The following is a 19981-nucleotide window of genomic DNA, read 5'->3' as shown; positions in this document are numbered from 1 at the left end:
TACTGATCATATGGTGTTGGTTTGTTACAGAGTTGTTTTATTGATCCTGGCGCGGATCCAGTACATCACGGATGCTGTCTCCAAGCATGTTGAAAACAACAACACAGATCACGATAGCGATACCAGGGTAGATCATAAGCCATGGCGCCTTTGCCATGTAGGTTCTTCCTTCATTCAGCATCAGTCCCCACTCCGGTGTCGGCGCAGTTGCACCAAATCCCAGGAATGAAAGGGAAGCCAGCTCCAGCATCATAGTTCCGATATCTGCTGCCGCAGTTACCACCATCTGGGTTACCATGTTGGGAAGAATGTGTACAAGAAGAATTTTCCAGGTCTTTGTTCCGTTTACTATAGCTGCCTCTATGTAAAGACTCTTCTTGACTTTCAAGACCATACTTCGTGCAAGACGGGCATATTTTGTCCAGCTTACAGCCGCGATGGAAATAACGGCATTGACCAGGTTTGGTCCAAGCATACCGGCAATGGCAATGGCCAGTACAAGCCCAGGGAAGGAGATCATCATATCTGCGATACGCATGATCACTGCATCCACAACGCCGCCGAAATATCCGGCAATAACTCCTAAAAATGTACCGATGACAAAGATCACTGCAACCAGACATAAGGTCATGATCAGAGAGGTTCTTGTTCCGAAGATAACACGGGAAAGAAGATCTCGTCCAAGCTTATCCGTTCCGAACGGATGAGCGGAGCTTGGCTCCTGCAGTGATTCGGTCATAACTGCATTCAGTGGATCATATGGTGAGAGCTGCGGCGCAAAGATCGCAATTCCGATCACCACGAGACCCAGAATGAAGAAAAGAGTGAACTGTTTATTTTCTTTGAATGTTCGTAATACCTTTTTCAATTATCTATCCTCCTTAAGTCTTGGATCGAGATAAGTATAGGACAGATCCACAAGCAGGTTGATGCACATGTACAGGATCGCGATCCAAAGTACATAGCCCTGTACAAGAGGATAGTCACGACAGGAAATCGCCTTTACTGCCATATTTCCCATTCCAGGCCAGTTGTAAATGATCTCTACAACTGCAGTACCTCCCAGAAGACTTCCAAGGGAAAGTCCCAGCAGCGTTACCAGCGGAAGCATAACATTAGGAAGGACGTGTTTCCAGAGAATGACGCTTTCCTTGATTCCACGCATTCTTGCACCTGTGACATAATCCTGATGAAGTTCCTCCAGCACTGCACTTCTTACCTGTCTGGTATATTTTGCAGACATGGCAAGTGCAAGAGTCAGCGCCGGGAGGATCATGGATTTAAAATCCGTACTGCCTCCTGCAACATTGATCCAGCGAAGCTGAACACCAAAGATGCTGAGAAGGATCAGGCCCAGCCAGAAGCTTGGAACAGATACTCCCACAAAGGTAATTCCTCTCACAAAATAATCCGGGAATTTGTTCTGATATACAGCGGCCAGAATTCCAAGTGGTATGGAAATAATGACCATCATCAGAAGTGCCAGCAACGACATCCTCAGCGTCGGCCAGAAACAGGATACCAGTTTATCTGTTACCGGCATTTTGAAAGAATAGGACTGTCCCATATCTCCTGTAACAACACCCTTCAGCCAGGAACCATACTGCACGAGAAAGGGCTGATCAAGGCCAAGCTCATGTCTTGTCTGTTCCAGAAGCTCTGGTGTAGGAAGATTACCACACTCTGTCAGCATGATCTCCGCAGGATCACCAGGTGACAGGTAGGTCAGTCCAAATGTGAAAAAGCTGATTCCAAATAATACAATGATGATCTGGAGAAATCTTTTTCCTACTTGTTTCTTTGTCACGTTTTACTCCTTTCCTCATTTGATGCGATTTTAACATTGCCGTTTTAATTTAGTTAGATAAAAGAAACTATTGGATTCTTAATATGCAGAATATGCATGGAATTTTAGAAAATTTGCACGAAAAAAGCCCGTGACGAAATACGGGCACACAAAATAAATATGCTTCCTATCTTCCGTAAGAATCATTTTAAAACAATTGCAAGCAGGTCTCCTGACTTAGGATCCTTACCCTCAGACACCTTCCCGGTCTATTTCTCACGCACTCGACCAGTGGTACTTTGTCTGAGGATTCCCCTTACAGTGACGGGATCGTACCGGATTTACACCGGTTTCCCTATTAATCCTCTCAGAACTTACAACGGCTGATGTGAAAATCAGCAAATGCTGTCAAATTACTAAAATATTATATGATAAAACTATAGTTTATGTCTATGGAAAAATGTTATATTTTTAGAAAACTCATAAATTTTGTTAAAGATGCTTGAATTGTATATATCCCCCATGGGGGATTTGACAATTGGATTTATCTGATCTGCTAAAAAAAACACGGATTTTACCTCGCTGTTTTTACAAATAGAATAGCAAATGGTAAAACCCGGTTTTCTTACTGTTTCAATATGATTTCAGACAGAAGCGTTCTGAAAAGGTTGTTTACTATCAGGTCAGAGTCTCCGTGATCGCTGCATATGCGATCATTGGTCCGTCTTCAATAATGTTCAGACTGGCTGTTTGATAAAGTACGACTCCGTTTTCAGTTGCAATAGATGTGTAAAGTAAATTTCCATAGTAATCTCTCAGTTCACCTAATTCTTCTCCCTTAAAGAAGTACTCTCCAGGCTTCTTGGATGGATACCAGCATCCTGTATACGGCGCATATTCATAGACTACATTTTCAAGAAGCATCTGACGGTAATGCTTCAGACCATGACACGCCTTTCCCTGGAGATGAAAAACAAGGTGACGGACGTCTCTTTTATCCTGTTCTACTTCCTCCCAGGTCCAGTAGCTGTGTCCGCCTCTTTCGATAAGAATACTTGGAATTCCAAGAGAAGAAGCATAATTGTAGGCGCCACCTGTGGCAGTTGTGGAACGGACTACATATTTTACGCCGATATGCCGTGCCATATGTAATGACTTCTCTGCTGTCTTTTCATCTACAACCCCTACATAATAAACATAGGGATGAAGCTGTTCGAACCCATCTCCACTATGTAGGTCGATATAATAATCTGCTATAGAAAAAAGTTTCGTCACTATAGTATAGGCAATACGATCTGCAGCTGTTCCCTCAGGATCTCCGGGAAAAACGCGGTTCAGGTTCTTGCCATCCTCATAGACCAGACTCATGGTGCGATGCTCAAAGCCGCTGACATTGACCAGTGGAACGATGATCACATTTCCCTTCAGTTCTTCCGGTTGAAATTCTTTTGCAAGTTCCATTGCCGCCTGGATTCCTACATACTCCGCACTGTGTATTCCTGCTGTGATCAGTATCGTCGGTCCGTCTTTCACTCCGCATATCACAGTTGCCGGCATTGCTATGCCGTATCCTGTGATCTTAATTTTTCCCTGTGCTTTCTCTCCTTTTTCAATCACCCAGTCATCAATTTTGATCATTGGTTGTTTCCCTTTTCCTTTTTTATATTTCCGCACTTTTGACGATAAGTATATCATGCCTAACCGAAATTGTACATATTCTTTTAAGATTCCGGGAAAACAGAAAAAAGCTTTCGTAACCGTTCATTCTGATCCGACGTACAAAAACTTTTTTCCTGAATGATATATAATTTATCTTTTTACCAATTCTTTGGTGATTTCTTCCCAGCTGACTCCTTTTTCCACCATGAGTACCATCATATGATAAAGAAAATCTGAAATTTCGTATTTAATCTCTTCTTTATCCGGATTTTTGGCTGCAATGACGATCTCTGTGCATTCTTCACCGACTTTTTTCAAAATCTTGTCGATTCCTTTATCAAAAAGATAATTGGTATAGGAACCTTCCTTTGGATGTTCTTTTCGGTCAGTGATCACATCATACACATTCTGGAACACGTGAAGTGGGTTGGTATCATCGTACTCTTTTTTCATCAGCGGTTTGAAGAAACAGGTACGGTTTCCTGTATGGCAGGCTGCGCCAACCTGCTCCACTTTGGCAAGGATCGTATCATTATCACAGTCAATGGTAAGAGACTTTACATACTGTACGTGTCCGGATGTCAGACCTTTGGTCCAGAGCTCATTCCGGCTACGACTCCAGTATGTCATTTTTCCAAGCTTCAATGTTGTGTTAAAAGCAAGCTCATTCATATAGGCCAGCATCAGTACTTCATCCGTCCGGTAATCCTGGACAATGACCGGAACCATTCCGTCACTGTTTAATTTAAAGTCCGACCATGCAATATTACTTTTATATGTGTTTACCGGAATTCCGGCTTCTTCGCAAGTTTCCTTAAATGTATGCAGATCATTTTCAAGACTGCTTACATAAGCACCGCAAAGTCCGGACACAGCTGGTTCTCCTAAAAGCTCCAGAACGTTCTCAGATCTGTTTTCATCGGTATGAAGAACAATGGAAATCTGAGAAATCTCTGCAATTTCATTTTCGACAGTGTCCAAAGCCAGAACAGTGTCTGCATATGTTTCGATCAGATCCTGATTTTCTGTGAATTCTCTCAGATCAGAGATGCTGATCATCATACGCTCTTTTCCAAAGCGCCGGGATACTTCTTCCAGAAGCTTGATATTATTCTCTTTCGAAAAATTCAGTACAACTTTGGCACATCCCGCATAGATCAGCTTTTTTACATCTTCCATACGTTTGATATTTCCCGCTGCGATCACCGGGATCTCAGATACCTGACAGATATCACGGATTTTTCCGATCGCACGGTCATGCTCTGCATCTGCGGAAGAAAAGTCAAATACCAGAAGCTCATCTGCCCCATTGTCACCGTAAAATTTTGCAAGTGTTTCTACATTTCCGTCTCCGAAAAGATTTCTCTGTCCAAATCCTGTTACCGCCTTTTCTGAATGAAGATAAAGGCATGGGATCAACTGTTTGTTCATAAGTGGTCTCCTTCTGTATCAGAGGCTTCCCTTGGTAGAAAGCACGTCTGTGATCCGGGAATCGTACTGTGTTGCTGCATCAAGGGCTTTCGCAAAGCTTTTAAACATGGCCTCTGCCACATGATGGCTGTTTCCTCCGGAAAGAACCTTGATGTGAAGATTCATTGCTGCGGAATAGGATACTGCATAAAAGAATTCCTTTACCATCTCTGTAGCCATATCTCCTATTTTTTCCGTAGAAAACGCTGCATCCCATCCAAGATAAGGTCTTCCGGAAAGATCTACTGCGCAGAGCACAAGCACTTCATCCATAGGAAGGATACAGCTGCCGTAACGTTTGATTCCTTTTTTGTCGCCAACTGCCTCACGGATAGCGTTTCCAAGGACGATCCCTGTATCTTCAATGGTGTGATGATCATCTACATTTAGATCACCGTGGACTCTCAGTGTAAGATCATACAGTCCATGGCGCGTAAAACCGTCCAGCATATGGTCAAAAAAGCCAATACCTGTATCAATATCGGAACTTCCTGTTCCATCAATGTTCAGCTGCAGACGTATCTGCGTTTCTTTTGTGTTTCTTTCGATCAGTACTTCTCTTGCCATTATTCGTTCTCCTTGTCCTCTTCCTCAAAACGGACTGCAATGGAATTTGCGTGTGCAGTCAGCTGTTCCGATGTGGCAAACTGGATAATGTCCTTGTGGATTTTTCGGAGTGCTTCCCTGGAATAATATACAATACTGGATTTTTTGATAAAATCATCTACAGAAAGTGCGGAGAAAAATTTGGCAGTTCCATTGGTAGGAAGTACATGGTTTGGTCCTGCAAAATAATCTCCAAGGGGTTCAGAGCTGTGCTCTCCGATAAAGATCGCACCTGCATTTCGTACCTTCATCATATCTTCAAAAGGATTCTTTGTGACGATCTCCATATGTTCAGAAGCAATTTCATTGGCAGCCTCAATGGCCTCGTCCATATCTTCTGCGATCAGGATATAACCAAAGTTCTCCAGGGATTTCTCAATAATGGCTTTTCTGGAAAGTACCTCAACAAAACCTCTGACTTCTTTATCTACCTGATCTGCAAATTCCTCATTTGTTGTGATCAGGATCGCAGATGCCATCTCATCATGTTCTGCCTGAGAAAGAAGATCTGCTGCAATATAACGAGGATTTGCAGTCTCATCTGCAAGAACGAGGATCTCGCTTGGACCGGCAATAGAATCAATGCTTACGTATCCATAAACTGCCTTTTTTGCAAGCGCAACAAAAATATTTCCGGGTCCTACGATCTTGTCAACCTTTGGAATACTCTCGGTTCCATATGCAAGTGCTCCGATGGCCTGTGCACCACCCACTTTATAGATTTCATCTGCTCCGGCTTCGTTGGCAGCAACAAGTGTGCTTGGATTTACTTTTCCGTCTTTTCCAGGAGGTGTTGTCATTACAATACGGTCAACACCGGCAACTTTTGCAGGAACGATATTCATAAGCACGGAAGACGGATATACAGCCTTTCCACCGGGAACGTAAACACCTACACAGTTCAGAGCGGTTACCTTCTGACCAAGCATGGTTCCGTCTGTTGTGCTTGTGAACCAGCTGTTCTGAAGCTGCTTTTCGTGATAGCTGCGGATATTCACCAATGCTTTTTTGATCACATCGATCAGGGAAGGATCTACCAGCTTGTATGCTTCCTCGATCTCCTCAGGGGTTACACGGATCGTATCCTTTGTCACTTCGACTTTATCAAATTCTCTGGTAAATGCAAATAACGCGGTATCTCCCTCTGCTTTTACTTTGGCAAGGATATTTGCTACTGCATCCTCGTATTTTCCATAATTATTAGGGCTTCTTTTTAAGAGAGTTTCCAGAATATCTTTTGTAGATTCTTTGGTGAGTTTTACCTTACGCATAATAAATTCTGCCTTCTTTCTGTATTTTGGAGGTTCATCTGTTATTCAGTTTATTTGATCACACCTCGAAGTTCTGTGATCAGTTTGCGGATCCGTTCATCTTCCATTTTCATGCTGACCTGATTGACTACCATACGTGCAGACAGCGGGCAGACTTCTTCCAGCACCTTCAGGCCATTCTCGCGAAGGGTGCTTCCGGTTTCCACGATATCCACGATAACCTCGGAAAGTCCTACGATCGGTGCAAGCTCGATGGAACCGTTCAGCTTAATGATCTCCACAGTCTGATGCTTTTTGTTATAGAAGTAATCCTTTGCAATATTTGGATATTTTGTAGCTACACGGATCAGCTGATTGTTATTCAGGACTTCTCTCGCGCTTTCAGGGCCGCATACGCACATGCGGCATGCTCCAAATCCAAGATCCATAACCTCATATAGCTTTCTTCCTTCTTCCAGAATGGTATCCTTACCTACGATACCGATATCTGCTGCACCATACTCTACATAAGTCGGCACATCCGGACCTTTTGCAAGGAAAAACTTCAGCTTCAGTTCCTCATTGGTAAAGATCAGCTTTCGGGAATCTTTGTCACGCATCTCCTCACATGTAATACCGATCTTCTCAAACATATCCAGTGTTTTGTTGGCCAGACGCCCTTTTGTGAGGGCAAATGTAAGATATCTCATCAGTCCTGCTCCTCCTTTGCCGGGCACAATGCCACTTTTTTACCTTTATTTCGAAGCTCCATTGCTTCCTGGATCGCTTTTTTCAGATTTCCCGGATCATAAGTGATCACAATGGTTTTATCGCCAGCCGGAACGGTCAGCTTCTGTCTGGAAAGCGCAAGCATCAGGTTATCGACCACAATGGCAAATCCAATGGAAGAAGCCGGTTTTCCGAAATGCTTCATCAATTCGTTGTAGCGTCCGCCCTTGATCAGGGGTTCACCGGTTCCATATGTATAAGCCTGGAAAATGATCCCTGTATAATAACGGAACTTACTGAGCATTCCAAAATCAAAAGCAATGTATTTCTCACAGCCGTATACTTTCAGGATCTCATAAATTTCTTCCAGTCGTTTTACTGCAGAAAGTGCTTCCGGATTGGAGGTGAGTTTTTTGGCTTTTTCCAGCACTTCTGCTGAACCGAACATCTGAGGCAGTTCAGCAAAAGCCTTGGAAAGGTTATCGCCTAAATTCTGTCCCTTAAGAAGCTCTTCCACACCAAAATAATTCTTCTGAGAGATCAGCTCACGAAGATGCTCTTCTATCTCCGGCTCCAGATCTGCCTCTGCAAGCAGGGATTTATAATAATCTACCTGGCCTACGCTAACCTGGAATTCGGTAAGTCCTGCTGCCTTCAGACACTCCACAGTCATAGAAAGGATCTCAGCATCTGCTGCTGCAGAATCATCTCCCATATGCTCAACACCCATCTGAGTATTTTCCTTCATCTGACCTCTGTAACTGGAATTGTTGATAAATGTATTTCCGGTATAACAAAGTCTTACAGGTCCTTTTTCCGGATCAAAATAAGTTGCACATGCTCTGGAAACAGACGGTGTAAAGTCAGGTCTGAGAACAAGTGTGTTTCCCTCTCTGTCAAAAAATTTATATAAATCCTTGGATGGGATCGTTCCTACTTCATTGCTGAACACTTCAAAATACTCAAATCCCGGTGTTTCTATATCTTCATATCCATATCTTGAAAACACCTGGTGGAGCTCCCTCTGGAGCCGTTTTTTGCGGCTGCATTCCTCTCCATAAATGTCCCGCACACCTTCAGGTGTATGAAAAATACGCTGCATGTTCATTTCCTCCGTAACACGTTTTGAGATTTTCTGTGTTTCACTTTAATTCGCTACCATGCTACCACAGAAAAACTTAAATTTGATTATATAGGAAACCTTTCCAAAAGTCAATCCCGTAATTGCAGATCTTTCTGGATCCCTTCCAGATAAGGAACCAGAAATCCATTTTTTCCGGAAAGATAAAATTCCTCGTCCAGCTCTTCCCGACGAAAACTTTTTCGCCCGCCATCTTCCATCCTTTTCCAGAATTCCTTCAGCTTACGAAGGGTAAGATAATAAAAAATATTATCTGCGCTGAAATAGATCAGAAAAAAAGCAATCCCCTTCTGCTTTTCAAACTCATCCATAAATGCTACCTGATGAGGATGAATGTTCGCAAGGGGAAAAGTTTTTACACAGCATTCTTTTGCATCGAAGCAGACAGGGATTCCCTGTACTGCTCCGATATAATCTACGGTACTTTTCTGTTCAAAATATGCCAGCGTGATATGCCTGGAGGTTTTATCCATTTTAACCGGAGTGATCGGCGTCGGAATTTTCTGGATGAGGGCCAGTCCCTTTTCCCTGTACTGCTCATTGGTACGATTGATAAGTTCCTCCAGAGTAGAACCACGAAGTCCTCTGCTGTTCCATGTTGCCATAAAATCTGCCCTTTAATTTAGAAGTTTGATGGATGGGAAATAACGGATCTCCGCTTTTCCGACGATCTGATCAAACTGTACATATGTATTCTGCCAGTATCGGGAATCCTTGGAATTGTTACGGTTGTCTCCCATCATAAAGTAACAGTTTTCCGGTACTTCGTATGGTCCGAAGCTTCCAAGAGGAGTTTCCGACACAAAGGAATCATCCAGAGGTGTCTCTGAATCATTGATATAAACTTTACCATCTTTGATCTCTACTTTATCTCCAGGAAGACCGATGATACGTTTGATGAACAGCTGGGACTCATCATCCGGATATTTGAAGATCACAATGTCAAAGCGTTCCGGATCTTTCCATTTTTTTGAGATCTCGTGACCAAATACATCCATATTCAGACCATAGGCCAGACGATAGCCAAAGATACGATCTCCGGTCATAATGGTATTTTCCATAGATTCTGACGGGATCTTTGCATTGATCAGTACTACATTGTTGATAACCAGGACTACAACTACCACGATGATGATCATCTTGACGTAATCCCATATTTCATTCCAGATTTTCATAATAACTCTCCTCCAACTTTTCCTCTTTTAGTGTTCTGAGAAAGATTTCCGGAAGCGGTGCCGTAAAGACCTTCCCGGATAAATATGACAGGCTTCCTTTCATAGATGGAAACTCCATTCGAAAAGAATGAAGCAGCTGTCCTTTCAGTTTTTTATCGGCTTTTCCATATTTGGGATCACCAACAATCGAATGTCCCTCCGAAGCAAGGTGAGCTCGGATTTGATGTGCACGTCCTGTGATCAGTTCAACCTTAAGAAGGGTACGGGTTCCATTGGTGCCCAACGGATAATACTTTGTTTCCACTGGAAGGGCATTTTCTTTCTCTTGTTTATAGATGGTTACTTTATTGCTTTTTTTATCTTTTGCCAGATAACCTTTGATATATCTTTCTTCTTTTAAAACTCCCTCCACAAGACAGAGGTAATATTTATGAAGTTCCCTGGACTTGAACATCCCTGAAAGTTCCTGCAGACCGGAAAGGCTTTTGCCTGCCGCTATCAGCCCGCTGGTATTGCGGTCAAGGCGGTTGCATACGGAAGGACGAAAGGTTCTCAGATCATTCTCTGTAAGAGAGCCATTTTTCAGAAGATAGCCAGTCAGATATTCTACCAGTGAAGGGGTTCCGTCATCAGCAGGCTGAGAAAGCATTCCTGCCGGTTTGTTGATCAACAGGATATTTTCATCCTCGTAAATGATATCCAGAGCATAATGTGCCCGTGGAGCAGAATCATTTCCGCTGAATTTTTCAAATGTTTCATCACTTAAAAACAGTTTTACATGATCTCCTGAAAACAGCTTTTCATTCCCGGTGGCTTTTTTTCCATTGAGCGTGATATTTTTTTTCCTCATCATTTTGTAGAAAAAGCTCTTTGGAGCTTCACGGAGAAGCTTGGCCAAATATTTGTCAAAACGCTGTCCGGCCTCGTTTTCGTTAATGATAAATTCTTTCATTATATAATGCTCCTACAGACAGATTGCCAGGATCGTATGTTTGATCAGTTCTTCCCTGGAAAGATCCGGGTATCGCTCATCCGGCGTGAATTTAATCCCATTTCTTAAAGATTCTTTGTGCTCATTCATGGAATCCAGACGTTCCAGATAGGGTTTCAGGTCCCTCAGGATCTTTACATCTACTTTATATCCGTTTTTACGGATGATTTTCTGTGACTGCTCTGCAAGGTAGGCGATATCTGCTTTTGGATCACTGGTATAACCCACTACTGTATTTCCGCACACGGCAACAGCGTCCAGATAACCGCTTTTCTCATAAAAAGTCATGTACATTTCATAGGACATGACCAGGTCACCGGCATGCTTGCGGATCTCTTTATAGAGCTTTTCATCCATAGGATGACGTAACAGGATCATGATCAGGCTTACCATGGATTTACATCCTGGCAGACAGCCTACTACGGTCAGAACCGTCCAGACTGTCATTCTTGTTCCGTTGACGGCCCACGCCACAAAGAAAATGAGCAGTGGAAGCGAAAATAATCCTGCGGTGATCAGGAGTCTTCGTTTTTTTTCGCTGTTAAAATAACCGAAATCACCTTTTTTTGTTTTTCTTTTTCTGGTATCTTTCATGTGCCGAACTCCTTGTCTGTGTTTTTTTAGCTTTTTTATGAAGCTCTCTGGGACGGATCAGACATTTCGGTCCAAAGCCGACCAGATCCATACGTCCGGTCATCTTAAGTCCTTCCAGGACCAGTTCGCGATTTTCCGGATTTTTATACTGCATCAGTGCTCGCTGTATTGCTTTTTCGTGTGGATTTTTCGGCACATATACCTTTTCGCCTGTCAGCGGATGGATTCCTGTGTAATACATACAGGTAGAAAGTGTTGATGGCGTTGGATAAAAATCCTGAACCTGCTCCGGCGTAAATCCAAGATCACGGACGTATTCCGCAAGCTTCACGGCTTCCTTCATTGTACACCCGGGATGGGACGACATGAAATACGGAACGGCATATTGCTGCTTACCAGTCCGCGCATTTGCTTTTTCATATTCCTTCAGAAAGCCCTCATAAACCTCGTGCCTGGGTTTGCCCATAAACTTCAGGACTTCATCAGAAACATGCTCCGGTGCTACTCGCAGCTGGCCGCTGACGTGATATTTCACAAGCTCATTAAGAAAAGTTTTATCCGGGTCTGCCATCAGATAATCAAACCGAATGCCGGAACGGACAAAAACTTTTTTAACTTTGGGGATATTCCTGACCTTTCTGAGAAGCTGAAGATAATCCTTGTGGTCTACCGTCAGATTCTTACACGGAGAAGGAAACAGGCACTGCCGCTCCTTGCAGACTCCTTTTGTCAGCTGCTTTTTGCAGGAAGGATAACGAAAATCAGCCGTAGGGCCTCCTACATCATGGATATAGCCTTTAAAATCCGGATCCTCCGTCATCTTTTCAGCTTCTTTCAGAATGGAATCGTGACTTCTTGTCTGAAGGATGCGGCCCTGATGAAAGGTCAGCGCACAGAAATTACAGCTTCCAAAGCATCCTCTGTTGCTGGTCAGACTGAATTTGATCTCTTTCAGTGCCGGAATCCCGCCTTCTTTCTGGTACATGGGATGATATCGTCCTGTATAAGGCAGATCGTAAACATCGTCCATTTCCATCTGCGTCAGAGGCTGAGATGGTGGATTCTGTATCACATATCCACGGTTCCCATAAGATTCTGCCAGAGGCTTTGCTGTAAATGGATCTGTGTTTCGGTACTGAATGGCAAAGCTGTCCGCATAAGCTTTTTTATCGGTCTGTACCTGTTCAAATGACGGAAGGACCACCGGATCGTAAACCCTGCTGATATCGTGGCTTTTAAAAACCGTCCCTGCCACATATGTGATCTCCTGGACCGGAATCCCGCTTTGCAGGGCTTCTGCGATCTCCAGGATGGAATGTTCCCCCATTCCATAAGAGATCAGATCCGCACCGGAATCGATCAGAATACTGTGCTTGACCTTATTTTCCCAATAATCGTAATGTGCCATTCTTCGAAGGCTGGCTTCGATTCCGCCAAGAATGATAGGCGTATGTTTATAGGTCTGCCGGATCAGATTGCTGTATACAACAGAAGCCCTGTCCGGTCTTAATCCCATTTTTCCTCCCGGAGAATAGGCATCTGTGCTTCGGTGCTTTTTGGAAACCGTATAATGATTCACCATGGAATCCATGTTTCCTGCTGTAACGAGAAAACCCAGGCGCGGTTCCCCGAACACCTGGATGCTCTCCTTCTTTCGCCAGTCAGGCTGAGGGATCATGCCTACACGATATCCTCTGCTTTCCAGAAGACGTCCAATGATCGCAGATCCAAAAGACGGATGATCCACATAGGCATCTCCTGTCACGTAGACAAAATCCAACTCATCCCAGCCTCTTGACTTCATATCTTCTCTTGTAACTGGTAAAAAATCCTGCATTTATAATTCCTCGTATGTATGTGTATTAGTACTGTCTGCCCTGTGTTCATATGCTGTGATGGACTGCCTGGGCACGATAACCCTCTGCAATGATATCCAGCTGCCTGTGGAAGCGTTCCAGCTGACGCAGATCCTTGGTTTTGAATACCCGCAGGAACTCATCCTGTATTTTGCTGACTTCCCGTTCACTGGAAACACGGTAGAGATTTTCAATATTATTCAAAATATCCTTTACAAGATTGGACTGCATCTGAGATGAATTCTGGGCATCCATGATCTCATTGCGCACAGAAGACATTTCATGATCCAGCGAAATGATCGCATCGGATGCTTTACTAAGACGTTCTGCTACATGAGGAGGCATATCACCTTTGTATTTATACTGAAGGGAATGTTCGATCGTTGCCCAGAAATTCATTGCCATGGTACGGATCTGTATTTCTACCTGAAGCCGTTTCGGCCCATGAATAGTCTCCACTGTATAATAAAGGATCATGTGATAACTCCGGTAACCGCTCTGCTTGATATGCGTCAGATAGTTCTTTTCACTTTTGACTTCCATATCTGTTCTTTTTCGGATGATCGCAGCAACGGTATCGATATCTTCTTCAAACTGACATATGATCCGTACTCCTGCCAGATCTTCCATTTCTGTTTCCAGCTGTTCGATCGGGATATCTTTACGCTGCATTTTCTCCAGGATACTGGAAACACTTTTTACTCTTCCACTGACTTGTTCAATGGGAGAATAACGATCATTTTCGTGATACTCTTCTATCATATGTTTAAACTTGACTGTCAGTTCTTTGACAGCCAGCTCGTAAGGGCACAAAATACTTCGCCATAACTGTATTTCCATGTTGCTCGCTCCTTATCATCTGCCGCCAGTCTCTTTTTGGTTTTGGTGACAGCGGCATACATTTTTTATTATAACATATGTTTTGAAAAAAAGGGATTGTTTATCAATTTTTTATTATAAAAATATAGAATTATTTTCCTTTTGTGTGATGCATCCACAAATCTATATATATGTATAATTCTGTATTTTATGAATATTTTTTATCAGGGCATAAAAATACCCTGGAGAAACCTTACGTCTCTCCAGGGTAAAAGTTCGAACATACTCCGAACGGGATCAGTCTTTCAGATTTTTGAGAACCTGTACAAGATAGTTCCATACTCTTTCTGTGGAAGCAATGCTGAGAACCTCCTCGGATGTATGGATATCCTTCATATCCGGTCCAAGGGATACACAGTCCAGTCCTTCCATTTTTTTATAGAAAAGCCCGCATTCAAGGCCTGCGTGGATCGCTACGACTTCAGGCTTATGTCCGTACATTTCCTCAAAAACTGCAACCATTTTATCTCGTAATGGAGATTCCTTTCTGTACTCCCATGCCGGGTATGCACCCTGTACTTCATAGTCACCACCAAGAAATTCTGTGAGATATTCAATTTTATCAGATAATGCACTGCATGCAGCGTCTACAGAGCTTCTTACACTGGAACTTGCAAAAAGCTCGTCCCTATCCAGACGGAGGATACCGATATTGCTGGAGGTTTCCACCAGGCCTTTGATGGTTCCGCTCATTTTCTGGATTCCGAATGGTACATTCTGCAGATAAAATACGATCTTTTCCTGACTTGTAGGATGAAGAACCTCTGCTGTTGCAGTACCCTTTTCTGTTATTTCAAAAGTAATGTTTTCGTCAGAACCAGTATATTCTTCACGGAGCTGCTCCTGGAGCTCTTTTGCGTAAGCTTTTACCTCAGCAACGGAATCCGTAAGAAATTCTGCGGTGCACTCTCTTGTAATGGCATTGTCTTTCTGTCCGCCTGTAAGAGAAATAAGGGCATATTCCGCTTTTTTCTTAAGTCCGTAAAGAAACCGTCCCATAAGTTTATTGGCATTCGCTCTGTTCTTGTCAATCTCGGCACCGGAATGTCCGCCCATAAGTCCACAGACTTTGACCTGTACCTTTTCTCCTTCTCCTTCTACGCGCTGGACAGGGATATGGCTGATACCGGAAAGACCGCCGGCACAGCTGATCCAGAGACTTCCCTCCGCTTCAGAATCCAGATTGATAAATCTTCTTCCCTTCAGCACGCTGCAGTCCAGACCGACTGCACCAAGAAGACCAATCTCCTCATCAACCGTGAGCAGTACTTCAAGAGGAGGGTGTGGAATATCTGTACTGTCAAGAAGGGCAAGGCCATAAGCAACTGCAATACCATCATCACCGCCAAGAGTTGTTCCGTTGGCTGTGATATAACCATCTTTTACAGAGATGTTCAAACCATCTTTTGTAAAATCATGATCTACATCCGGTCGTTTTTCACATACCATGTCCATGTGGCCCTGGATGATCACTGTGGGAGAATTCTCATATCCTGGTGTGCCTGGCTTGTAGATCACTACATTATTCAGCTCATCCTGTACATATCTGAATCCATGATCCTTCGCGAATTCCACAAGGAAATCACTGATCTGTTTTGTATTTCTGGAACCATGAGGAATCTTGCAGATTTCTTCAAAATAATGAAAAACTCTCTTTGGTTCACAATTTTCTAATACTGGCATAAATTCTGCCTCCTTCTGCTTCATAAATTCATTTGTCTTTTATAATAATCATATACTGTAAAAAAAGCAAGGACCTGTTTTTATGAAACGAAAAATAATCATATTTTTCTATATCTGCCTGTTGCTTTTTCTGCTTTTTCACCCAAAAGAAGCTCTTACCGGAGTAAAAAATGGACTTGGATTGTGGTTGAATATCATGATTCCCACTCTGCTGCCATTTCTGATCCTGACAGGAGCATTATTAAAAACTGGAAATATCCGGAAGCTTCTGAAACCATCTGCTTTCTTCTGGAAAACGTTTTTCGGGCTTTCACCTGCTGGAGCCTATGTTCTGATCCTGGGTCTGTTATGCGGATATCCTATGGGAGCCAAACTGGCACATGATCTGTACATAGACCAGCAGATTTCCCGCAGAGAAGGGGAATATCTTCTTACGTTTAGCTGCAATGCAAGTCCCGCATTTATCATTTCCTATCTTTCCGGGATACTCTTGAAAAATAAGATATCAGCAGTACAGATGATCCTCACTTTTCTGGCGGCAGATCTCTTTTGTATGCTGTTTTTTCGTTTCGTTGTATATCGCGGGCATACCGTGGACTCTGTCTGCGTAAACAAGATAAAAAAAGAGACATACCAACAGGACTCCATAGGAGTCATCCTGGATGTCTCGATCATGGACGGATTTGAAACCATCACACGTCTCGGGGGCTATATTCTCCTCTTCTCACTGATACTCGCCAGTATCAGCTTTTACTGGCCATTTCATGCACAAAGCTGTATGCTGTTCACAGCACCACTGGAACTAACTACCGGGCTGAAACAGATTGCCGGCGCACCACTACCATGGAAAAGCAGATACCTTGCTTCTATGCTCCTGACTTCTTTTGGTGGCTTTTGCGTCATGGCTCAGACAAAAAGCGTATTGGAAAACAGTTTGTCACTGATCCCCTACGCTATTTCAAAATGTCTGAACGCCAGTGCGATATTCCTGATCCTAGTTTTCTCCGATATCGTCTAACAGATCTTCGTCTTCTTTTGTTATAGAAGAACTGTCATCATCCTGGAAGGTATTGGAGATTGCCGCTGCCTGAGCAGTCTGTGGTGCAAGCTCCTGACGATTATGATTAACAACCTCAAGGCAGCTCTGCAGAGCATCAATAAATGCTTTGTATTTACCACCGGCATCTTCAAGTGTCTGATTCAGGACAGAACCGATATTAGCCATCATATCATCTGTGTATGTGATCGCACTGAGACGAATGCTGTTTGCATCCTGTGTTGCAGAATCAAGAATCTCCTGAGCCTGTTTGTTTGCAGCATTTATGGTCTCATTTGCCTGTGCATATGCTTTCTGCATGATCTCATGCTGTGTAACAAGTTCCTGAGCTTTGGCCTGAGCATCTGCGATCAGACTGTCAGCTTTAGCCTGAGCATCCTCAAGGATCGCATCCTTATTGCTGATGATCTTCTGATAACGTTTGATCTCATCCGGAGTTTTCAGACGAAGTTCACGTAAATACTCCTCAATCTCTTCTTTGTTCACTACGATCTTGGTAGTGGAAAGAGGCTGGAATTTACAGCTGTCCACATACTCTTCAATCTCCTGAATAATCTGTTCAATTCTGCTGCTCATAATACACTCTCCTTATTTCTCTGTTTCTCTTTTTTTCAATTTCTCTTCGACTGCATCCGTAATCTCACGTGGAGCGAATTTGCTCAGATCTCCTCCGAAATTAGCAACTTCTTTCATGATCGTGGAGCTTAAGTATGCATATTCCAGACTGGTTGTAAGAAAAACGGTGTCCACATCCGGTGCCAGAACACGATTAGTCTGGGCCATCTGCAGTTCATATTCAAAATCCGTGACAGCACGAAGCCCTCGAACGATCACCTGGGCATGGTTTTCCCTGGCAAAGTTCACTGACAGGCCCTCGAATGCTTTCACCTCCACATTCGGGATATCTTTTGTCGCCTTTGTTAGTATCTTAACACGTTCTTCTACAGAAAACAACGGACTTTTTGCAGAATTATGCAAAACTCCCACTATAACCCGGTCAAATGAAATGCTTGCCCGCTTAATGATGTCAAGATGGCCATAGGTTGCCGGGTCAAAGCTTCCCGGGTATACTGCTGTTATCATATGTCTGTCTCTCTTTCATTTTTTTAGGAAAACATGCTTGTTGGTTTTATATTCCTTGGAACGTACCAGATGATATCCAAGGTCCTCTACATAAGAAAAATCCGTATGTAGATCTTCCTCCACAACGATCAGCGTGTTTTCATCTGCAAGAGTGCTGTCAGCCAGATACTCAAGGACTGGTTGTTCCAGATGCTGTTCGTATGGTGCATCCATAAAAATACAGTCAAATGGTTCTCCGCCTTCCAGTGAACGCAGTGCCTGAAGCACATCCATGTTCAGCAGTTTACCACCATCCGTGAGTTTTGTAAATGAAAGATTTTCGCGGATGCAAGTACATGCTTTGGGATTTTTTTCCACAAACACGGCATACTCGGCTCCACGGCTCAGAGCTTCAATACCGATCGCTCCGCTTCCGGAAAACAGATCCAGAAACCGACAACCCGGTATTTCAGGCTGGAGAATGTTAAAAAGAGTTTCCTTAATACGGTCTGTTGTTGGTCGTGTCTCATTTCCGGGAATGGTTTTTAAGTTTAATCTACGTGCTTTTCCTGCTATGACTCTCATTTCAGATTTAATCTCCAATCCAGATCACCGCGGGCCAGTCCAAGGATCAGAAGTTCCGCAGTGGCAATATTTGTAGCAACCGGAATGTTGTACTGGTCGCAGCGTTTAACAATGCTCATGATATCCGGCTCTACCGGGTCCATCATGACAGGGTTATAAAACAGGATCACCATATCCAGATCCTGACGCTCTACCATCTCCATAAACTGCTTGTCTCCGCCTATACTTCCGGCAAGAAACTTGTGAACGTGAAGACTGGTTGCTTCCTCAATTCTTCTTCCTGTTGTTCCGGTTGCATATACTTCATGTTTGGCAAGGATATTCTTGTATGCAATACAGAAGTCTTCAATCAGAACTTTCTTACTGTTATGCGCAATAATTCCTAAATTCATAATTCACCTCTCCATTCTGCCCTTGGGTTACATCCCTTTTTCCCCTTTATATAGGTAAAATCATATAACTCTGTAACTGATTCTAGCATAACGCCCAAAAAAGTGCAATTTAATTCATGTAAATTCATGAAAAATTAATATTTTCCCCGGCGTTACTCCATATACTCTATTCTTCCCAGCTGTTTCCTGTAGTATAATCAATTTCAATTCCCGGCTGTATGTTATAAACAAAAACATGGAAAGATATCTTCTGGTCTTTAACGGATTCGGCTTCCATTTCCACACCCCGGGCTACCAGTTCATCTCCCTTAAAAAACGGAGTTACACGATACATGCAGGGATTTCCTGTACTGTGCACGTAATCTGCAACCTCATTTTCAAAAGGAAGCATTCCCGTCACATTGAGATATCTGGTTCCTGTGATAAGATTTTTCCTGTTTGCATTCTCTCCAGTCAGCTGATATCCGATAAGATGGCAGCGATTATACAGATACCTGCCATCTACATTTTCATATTTTACAGTATGCCATCCTGTAGGCTTTACCATTCCGATCGCTCCTCGCTCTTCATCAGGCATCAGCTCCGGTGTGATCTTGGATTCTGCATAACCGCAGCGCCCCAGAGAATCCAGTTCACTGTAAAATTCGTATGCAGGTCCTGCGCTTTTTTCATCAGAAAAAGATGGTACATTTCCATTGATCTCCACATATGGACTGCCGCTGTATTCTGGAATCTGATCCAGAGAAACAGATTCTGTCTGCCCTCCTGTCTTCGTCTGGGATTGTTTCAGCAATCCTGCCACTGCATCGGAAGCGGATTCCGAAACATCTTCCCAGAGGATCTGCGCATTTTCTTCTATATATGTAAGAAATACCTGCCCGAAGATCCGGCTTTGATCTTTTACCTCTTTCAGGCTCCGCGGCGGCATCCAGCCATTACATACTGCAAGGATGACACACAGGATAATGGCTGTGAGTATTTTTCGCCTGGGCTGTTTTTTTCGTTTATATTTTCGCTTGTATGTAGGATAACGCTTCTTTTTCACGGGACCCCCTTACTTTTTTTG

Annotated in this window: 20 protein-coding genes, 1 pseudogene and 1 riboswitch; of the genes and pseudogenes, 1 reads left to right on the top strand and 20 read right to left on the bottom strand. The window is 43.2% G+C overall.

Translation table 11 applies throughout. From position 1 onward, the window contains the following. Positions 1–37: 37 nt before the first annotated feature. The 15 genes from nikC to BN3261_RS05885 all read right to left on the bottom strand — a co-directional run bounded on the left by nikC (position 38) and on the right by BN3261_RS05885 (position 15819). Positions 38–868: a nickel transporter permease gene (gene nikC, locus BN3261_RS05955; RefSeq protein WP_021651479.1), complete on the bottom strand. Its 831-nt coding sequence runs from the start codon at positions 866–868 to the stop codon at positions 38–40. Beyond that, on the bottom strand, positions 869–1807 hold the full coding sequence (gene nikB, locus BN3261_RS05950; RefSeq protein ID WP_021651480.1) for a nickel ABC transporter permease: 939 nt from the start codon (positions 1805–1807) through the stop codon (positions 869–871). 183 nt (positions 1808–1990) lie between these two features. Further along, positions 1991–2179, bottom strand: a riboswitch (cobalamin riboswitch). Between the two features lie 285 nt (positions 2180–2464). After that, positions 2465–3424 carry a M14 family metallopeptidase gene (locus BN3261_RS05945; protein WP_059085712.1) on the bottom strand — a complete coding sequence of 320 codons (960 nt, stop codon included), beginning with the start codon at positions 3422–3424 and terminating at the stop codon, positions 2465–2467. 171 nt (positions 3425–3595) lie between these two features. Then, positions 3596–4876, bottom strand: coding sequence for a bifunctional phosphoribosyl-AMP cyclohydrolase/phosphoribosyl-ATP diphosphatase HisIE (gene hisIE / locus BN3261_RS17175; RefSeq protein WP_015524924.1), 1281 nt, complete (start codon positions 4874–4876; stop codon positions 3596–3598). An 18-nt stretch (positions 4877–4894) separates the two neighbouring features. Continuing rightward, entirely contained in the window at positions 4895–5482 is a 588-nt protein-coding gene (gene hisB, locus BN3261_RS05935) for an imidazoleglycerol-phosphate dehydratase HisB (RefSeq protein ID WP_059085711.1), read from the bottom strand. Further along, positions 5482–6792 carry a histidinol dehydrogenase gene (gene hisD / locus BN3261_RS05930; protein WP_015524922.1) on the bottom strand — a complete coding sequence of 437 codons (1311 nt, stop codon included), beginning with the start codon at positions 6790–6792 and terminating at the stop codon, positions 5482–5484. Before hisD ends, hisB begins: the two co-directional genes overlap by 1 nt. Before the next feature lie 50 nt (positions 6793–6842). Then, complete coding sequence (gene hisG, locus BN3261_RS05925) at positions 6843–7481, bottom strand: ATP phosphoribosyltransferase (protein WP_059085710.1); 639 nt, start codon at positions 7479–7481, stop codon at positions 6843–6845. Next, a complete protein-coding gene (hisZ, locus tag BN3261_RS05920) occupies positions 7481–8602 on the bottom strand; it encodes an ATP phosphoribosyltransferase regulatory subunit (protein WP_059085709.1) in 1122 nt (373 codons plus the stop codon). The genes hisG and hisZ overlap by 1 nt, the downstream gene beginning before the upstream one ends. Before the next feature lie 110 nt (positions 8603–8712). Beyond that, positions 8713–9246, bottom strand: a complete 534-nt coding sequence (locus BN3261_RS05915) for a Holliday junction resolvase RecU (RefSeq protein ID WP_059085708.1) — start codon at positions 9244–9246, stop codon at positions 8713–8715. Between the two features lie 12 nt (positions 9247–9258). Then, a complete protein-coding gene (lepB, locus tag BN3261_RS05910; protein ID WP_022426337.1) occupies positions 9259–9816 on the bottom strand; it encodes a signal peptidase I in 558 nt (185 codons plus the stop codon). Further along, positions 9800–10768, bottom strand: a complete 969-nt coding sequence (locus BN3261_RS05905; protein ID WP_021651486.1) for an RluA family pseudouridine synthase — start codon at positions 10766–10768, stop codon at positions 9800–9802. Before BN3261_RS05905 ends, lepB begins: the two co-directional genes overlap by 17 nt. A 12-nt stretch (positions 10769–10780) precedes the next feature. Next, positions 10781–11401, bottom strand: coding sequence for a hypothetical protein (locus BN3261_RS05900; RefSeq protein WP_021651487.1), 621 nt, complete (start codon positions 11399–11401; stop codon positions 10781–10783). Continuing rightward, a complete protein-coding gene (locus BN3261_RS05895; protein WP_059085707.1) occupies positions 11364–13238 on the bottom strand; it encodes a YgiQ family radical SAM protein in 1875 nt (624 codons plus the stop codon). The genes BN3261_RS05900 and BN3261_RS05895 overlap by 38 nt, the downstream gene beginning before the upstream one ends. 46 nt (positions 13239–13284) lie before the next feature. Then, the gene (locus BN3261_RS05890) at positions 13285–14097 is read right to left on the bottom strand and encodes a GTP pyrophosphokinase (RefSeq protein ID WP_015524915.1); all 813 of its coding nucleotides are present in this window, start codon (positions 14095–14097) and stop codon (positions 13285–13287) included. Between the two features lie 276 nt (positions 14098–14373). Then, positions 14374–15819 carry an aminoacyl-histidine dipeptidase gene (locus BN3261_RS05885; protein WP_022426340.1) on the bottom strand — a complete coding sequence of 482 codons (1446 nt, stop codon included), beginning with the start codon at positions 15817–15819 and terminating at the stop codon, positions 14374–14376. Positions 15820–15901: 82 nt separating this feature from the next. Between BN3261_RS05885 and BN3261_RS05880 the strand changes: the two genes are divergently transcribed. Beyond that, positions 15902–16837 carry a hypothetical protein gene (locus tag BN3261_RS05880; protein WP_059085706.1) on the top strand — a complete coding sequence of 312 codons (936 nt, stop codon included), beginning with the start codon at positions 15902–15904 and terminating at the stop codon, positions 16835–16837. Here the strand turns inward: BN3261_RS05880 and BN3261_RS05875 are convergent. The 5 genes and pseudogenes from BN3261_RS05875 to BN3261_RS05855 all read right to left on the bottom strand — a co-directional run. Further along, complete coding sequence (locus BN3261_RS05875) at positions 16814–17452, bottom strand: F0F1 ATP synthase subunit B family protein (protein ID WP_015524911.1); 639 nt, start codon at positions 17450–17452, stop codon at positions 16814–16816. The genes BN3261_RS05880 and BN3261_RS05875 overlap by 24 nt on opposite strands. A gap of 12 nt (positions 17453–17464) precedes the next feature. Next, a complete protein-coding gene (gene coaD, locus BN3261_RS05870; protein WP_015524910.1) occupies positions 17465–17959 on the bottom strand; it encodes a pantetheine-phosphate adenylyltransferase in 495 nt (164 codons plus the stop codon). A gap of 15 nt (positions 17960–17974) precedes the next feature. Next, positions 17975–18523 carry a 16S rRNA (guanine(966)-N(2))-methyltransferase RsmD gene (gene rsmD, locus BN3261_RS05865; RefSeq protein ID WP_015524909.1) on the bottom strand — a complete coding sequence of 183 codons (549 nt, stop codon included), beginning with the start codon at positions 18521–18523 and terminating at the stop codon, positions 17975–17977. Then, positions 18520–18915 carry a methylglyoxal synthase gene (locus BN3261_RS05860; RefSeq protein ID WP_015524908.1) on the bottom strand — a complete coding sequence of 132 codons (396 nt, stop codon included), beginning with the start codon at positions 18913–18915 and terminating at the stop codon, positions 18520–18522. The genes rsmD and BN3261_RS05860 overlap by 4 nt, the downstream gene beginning before the upstream one ends. 172 nt (positions 18916–19087) lie before the next feature. Beyond that, positions 19088–19717, bottom strand: a pseudogene (locus BN3261_RS05855) (DNA/RNA non-specific endonuclease); the annotation flags it as partial. Between the last annotated feature and the right edge of the window lie 264 nt (positions 19718–19981).

The sequence above is a fragment of the Blautia massiliensis (ex Durand et al. 2017) genome (genome assembly GCF_001487165.1).
GTDB lineage: Bacteria > Bacillota > Clostridia > Lachnospirales > Lachnospiraceae > Blautia_A > Blautia_A fusiformis.
This window is presented reverse-complemented; position numbering and strand designations above follow the sequence as displayed.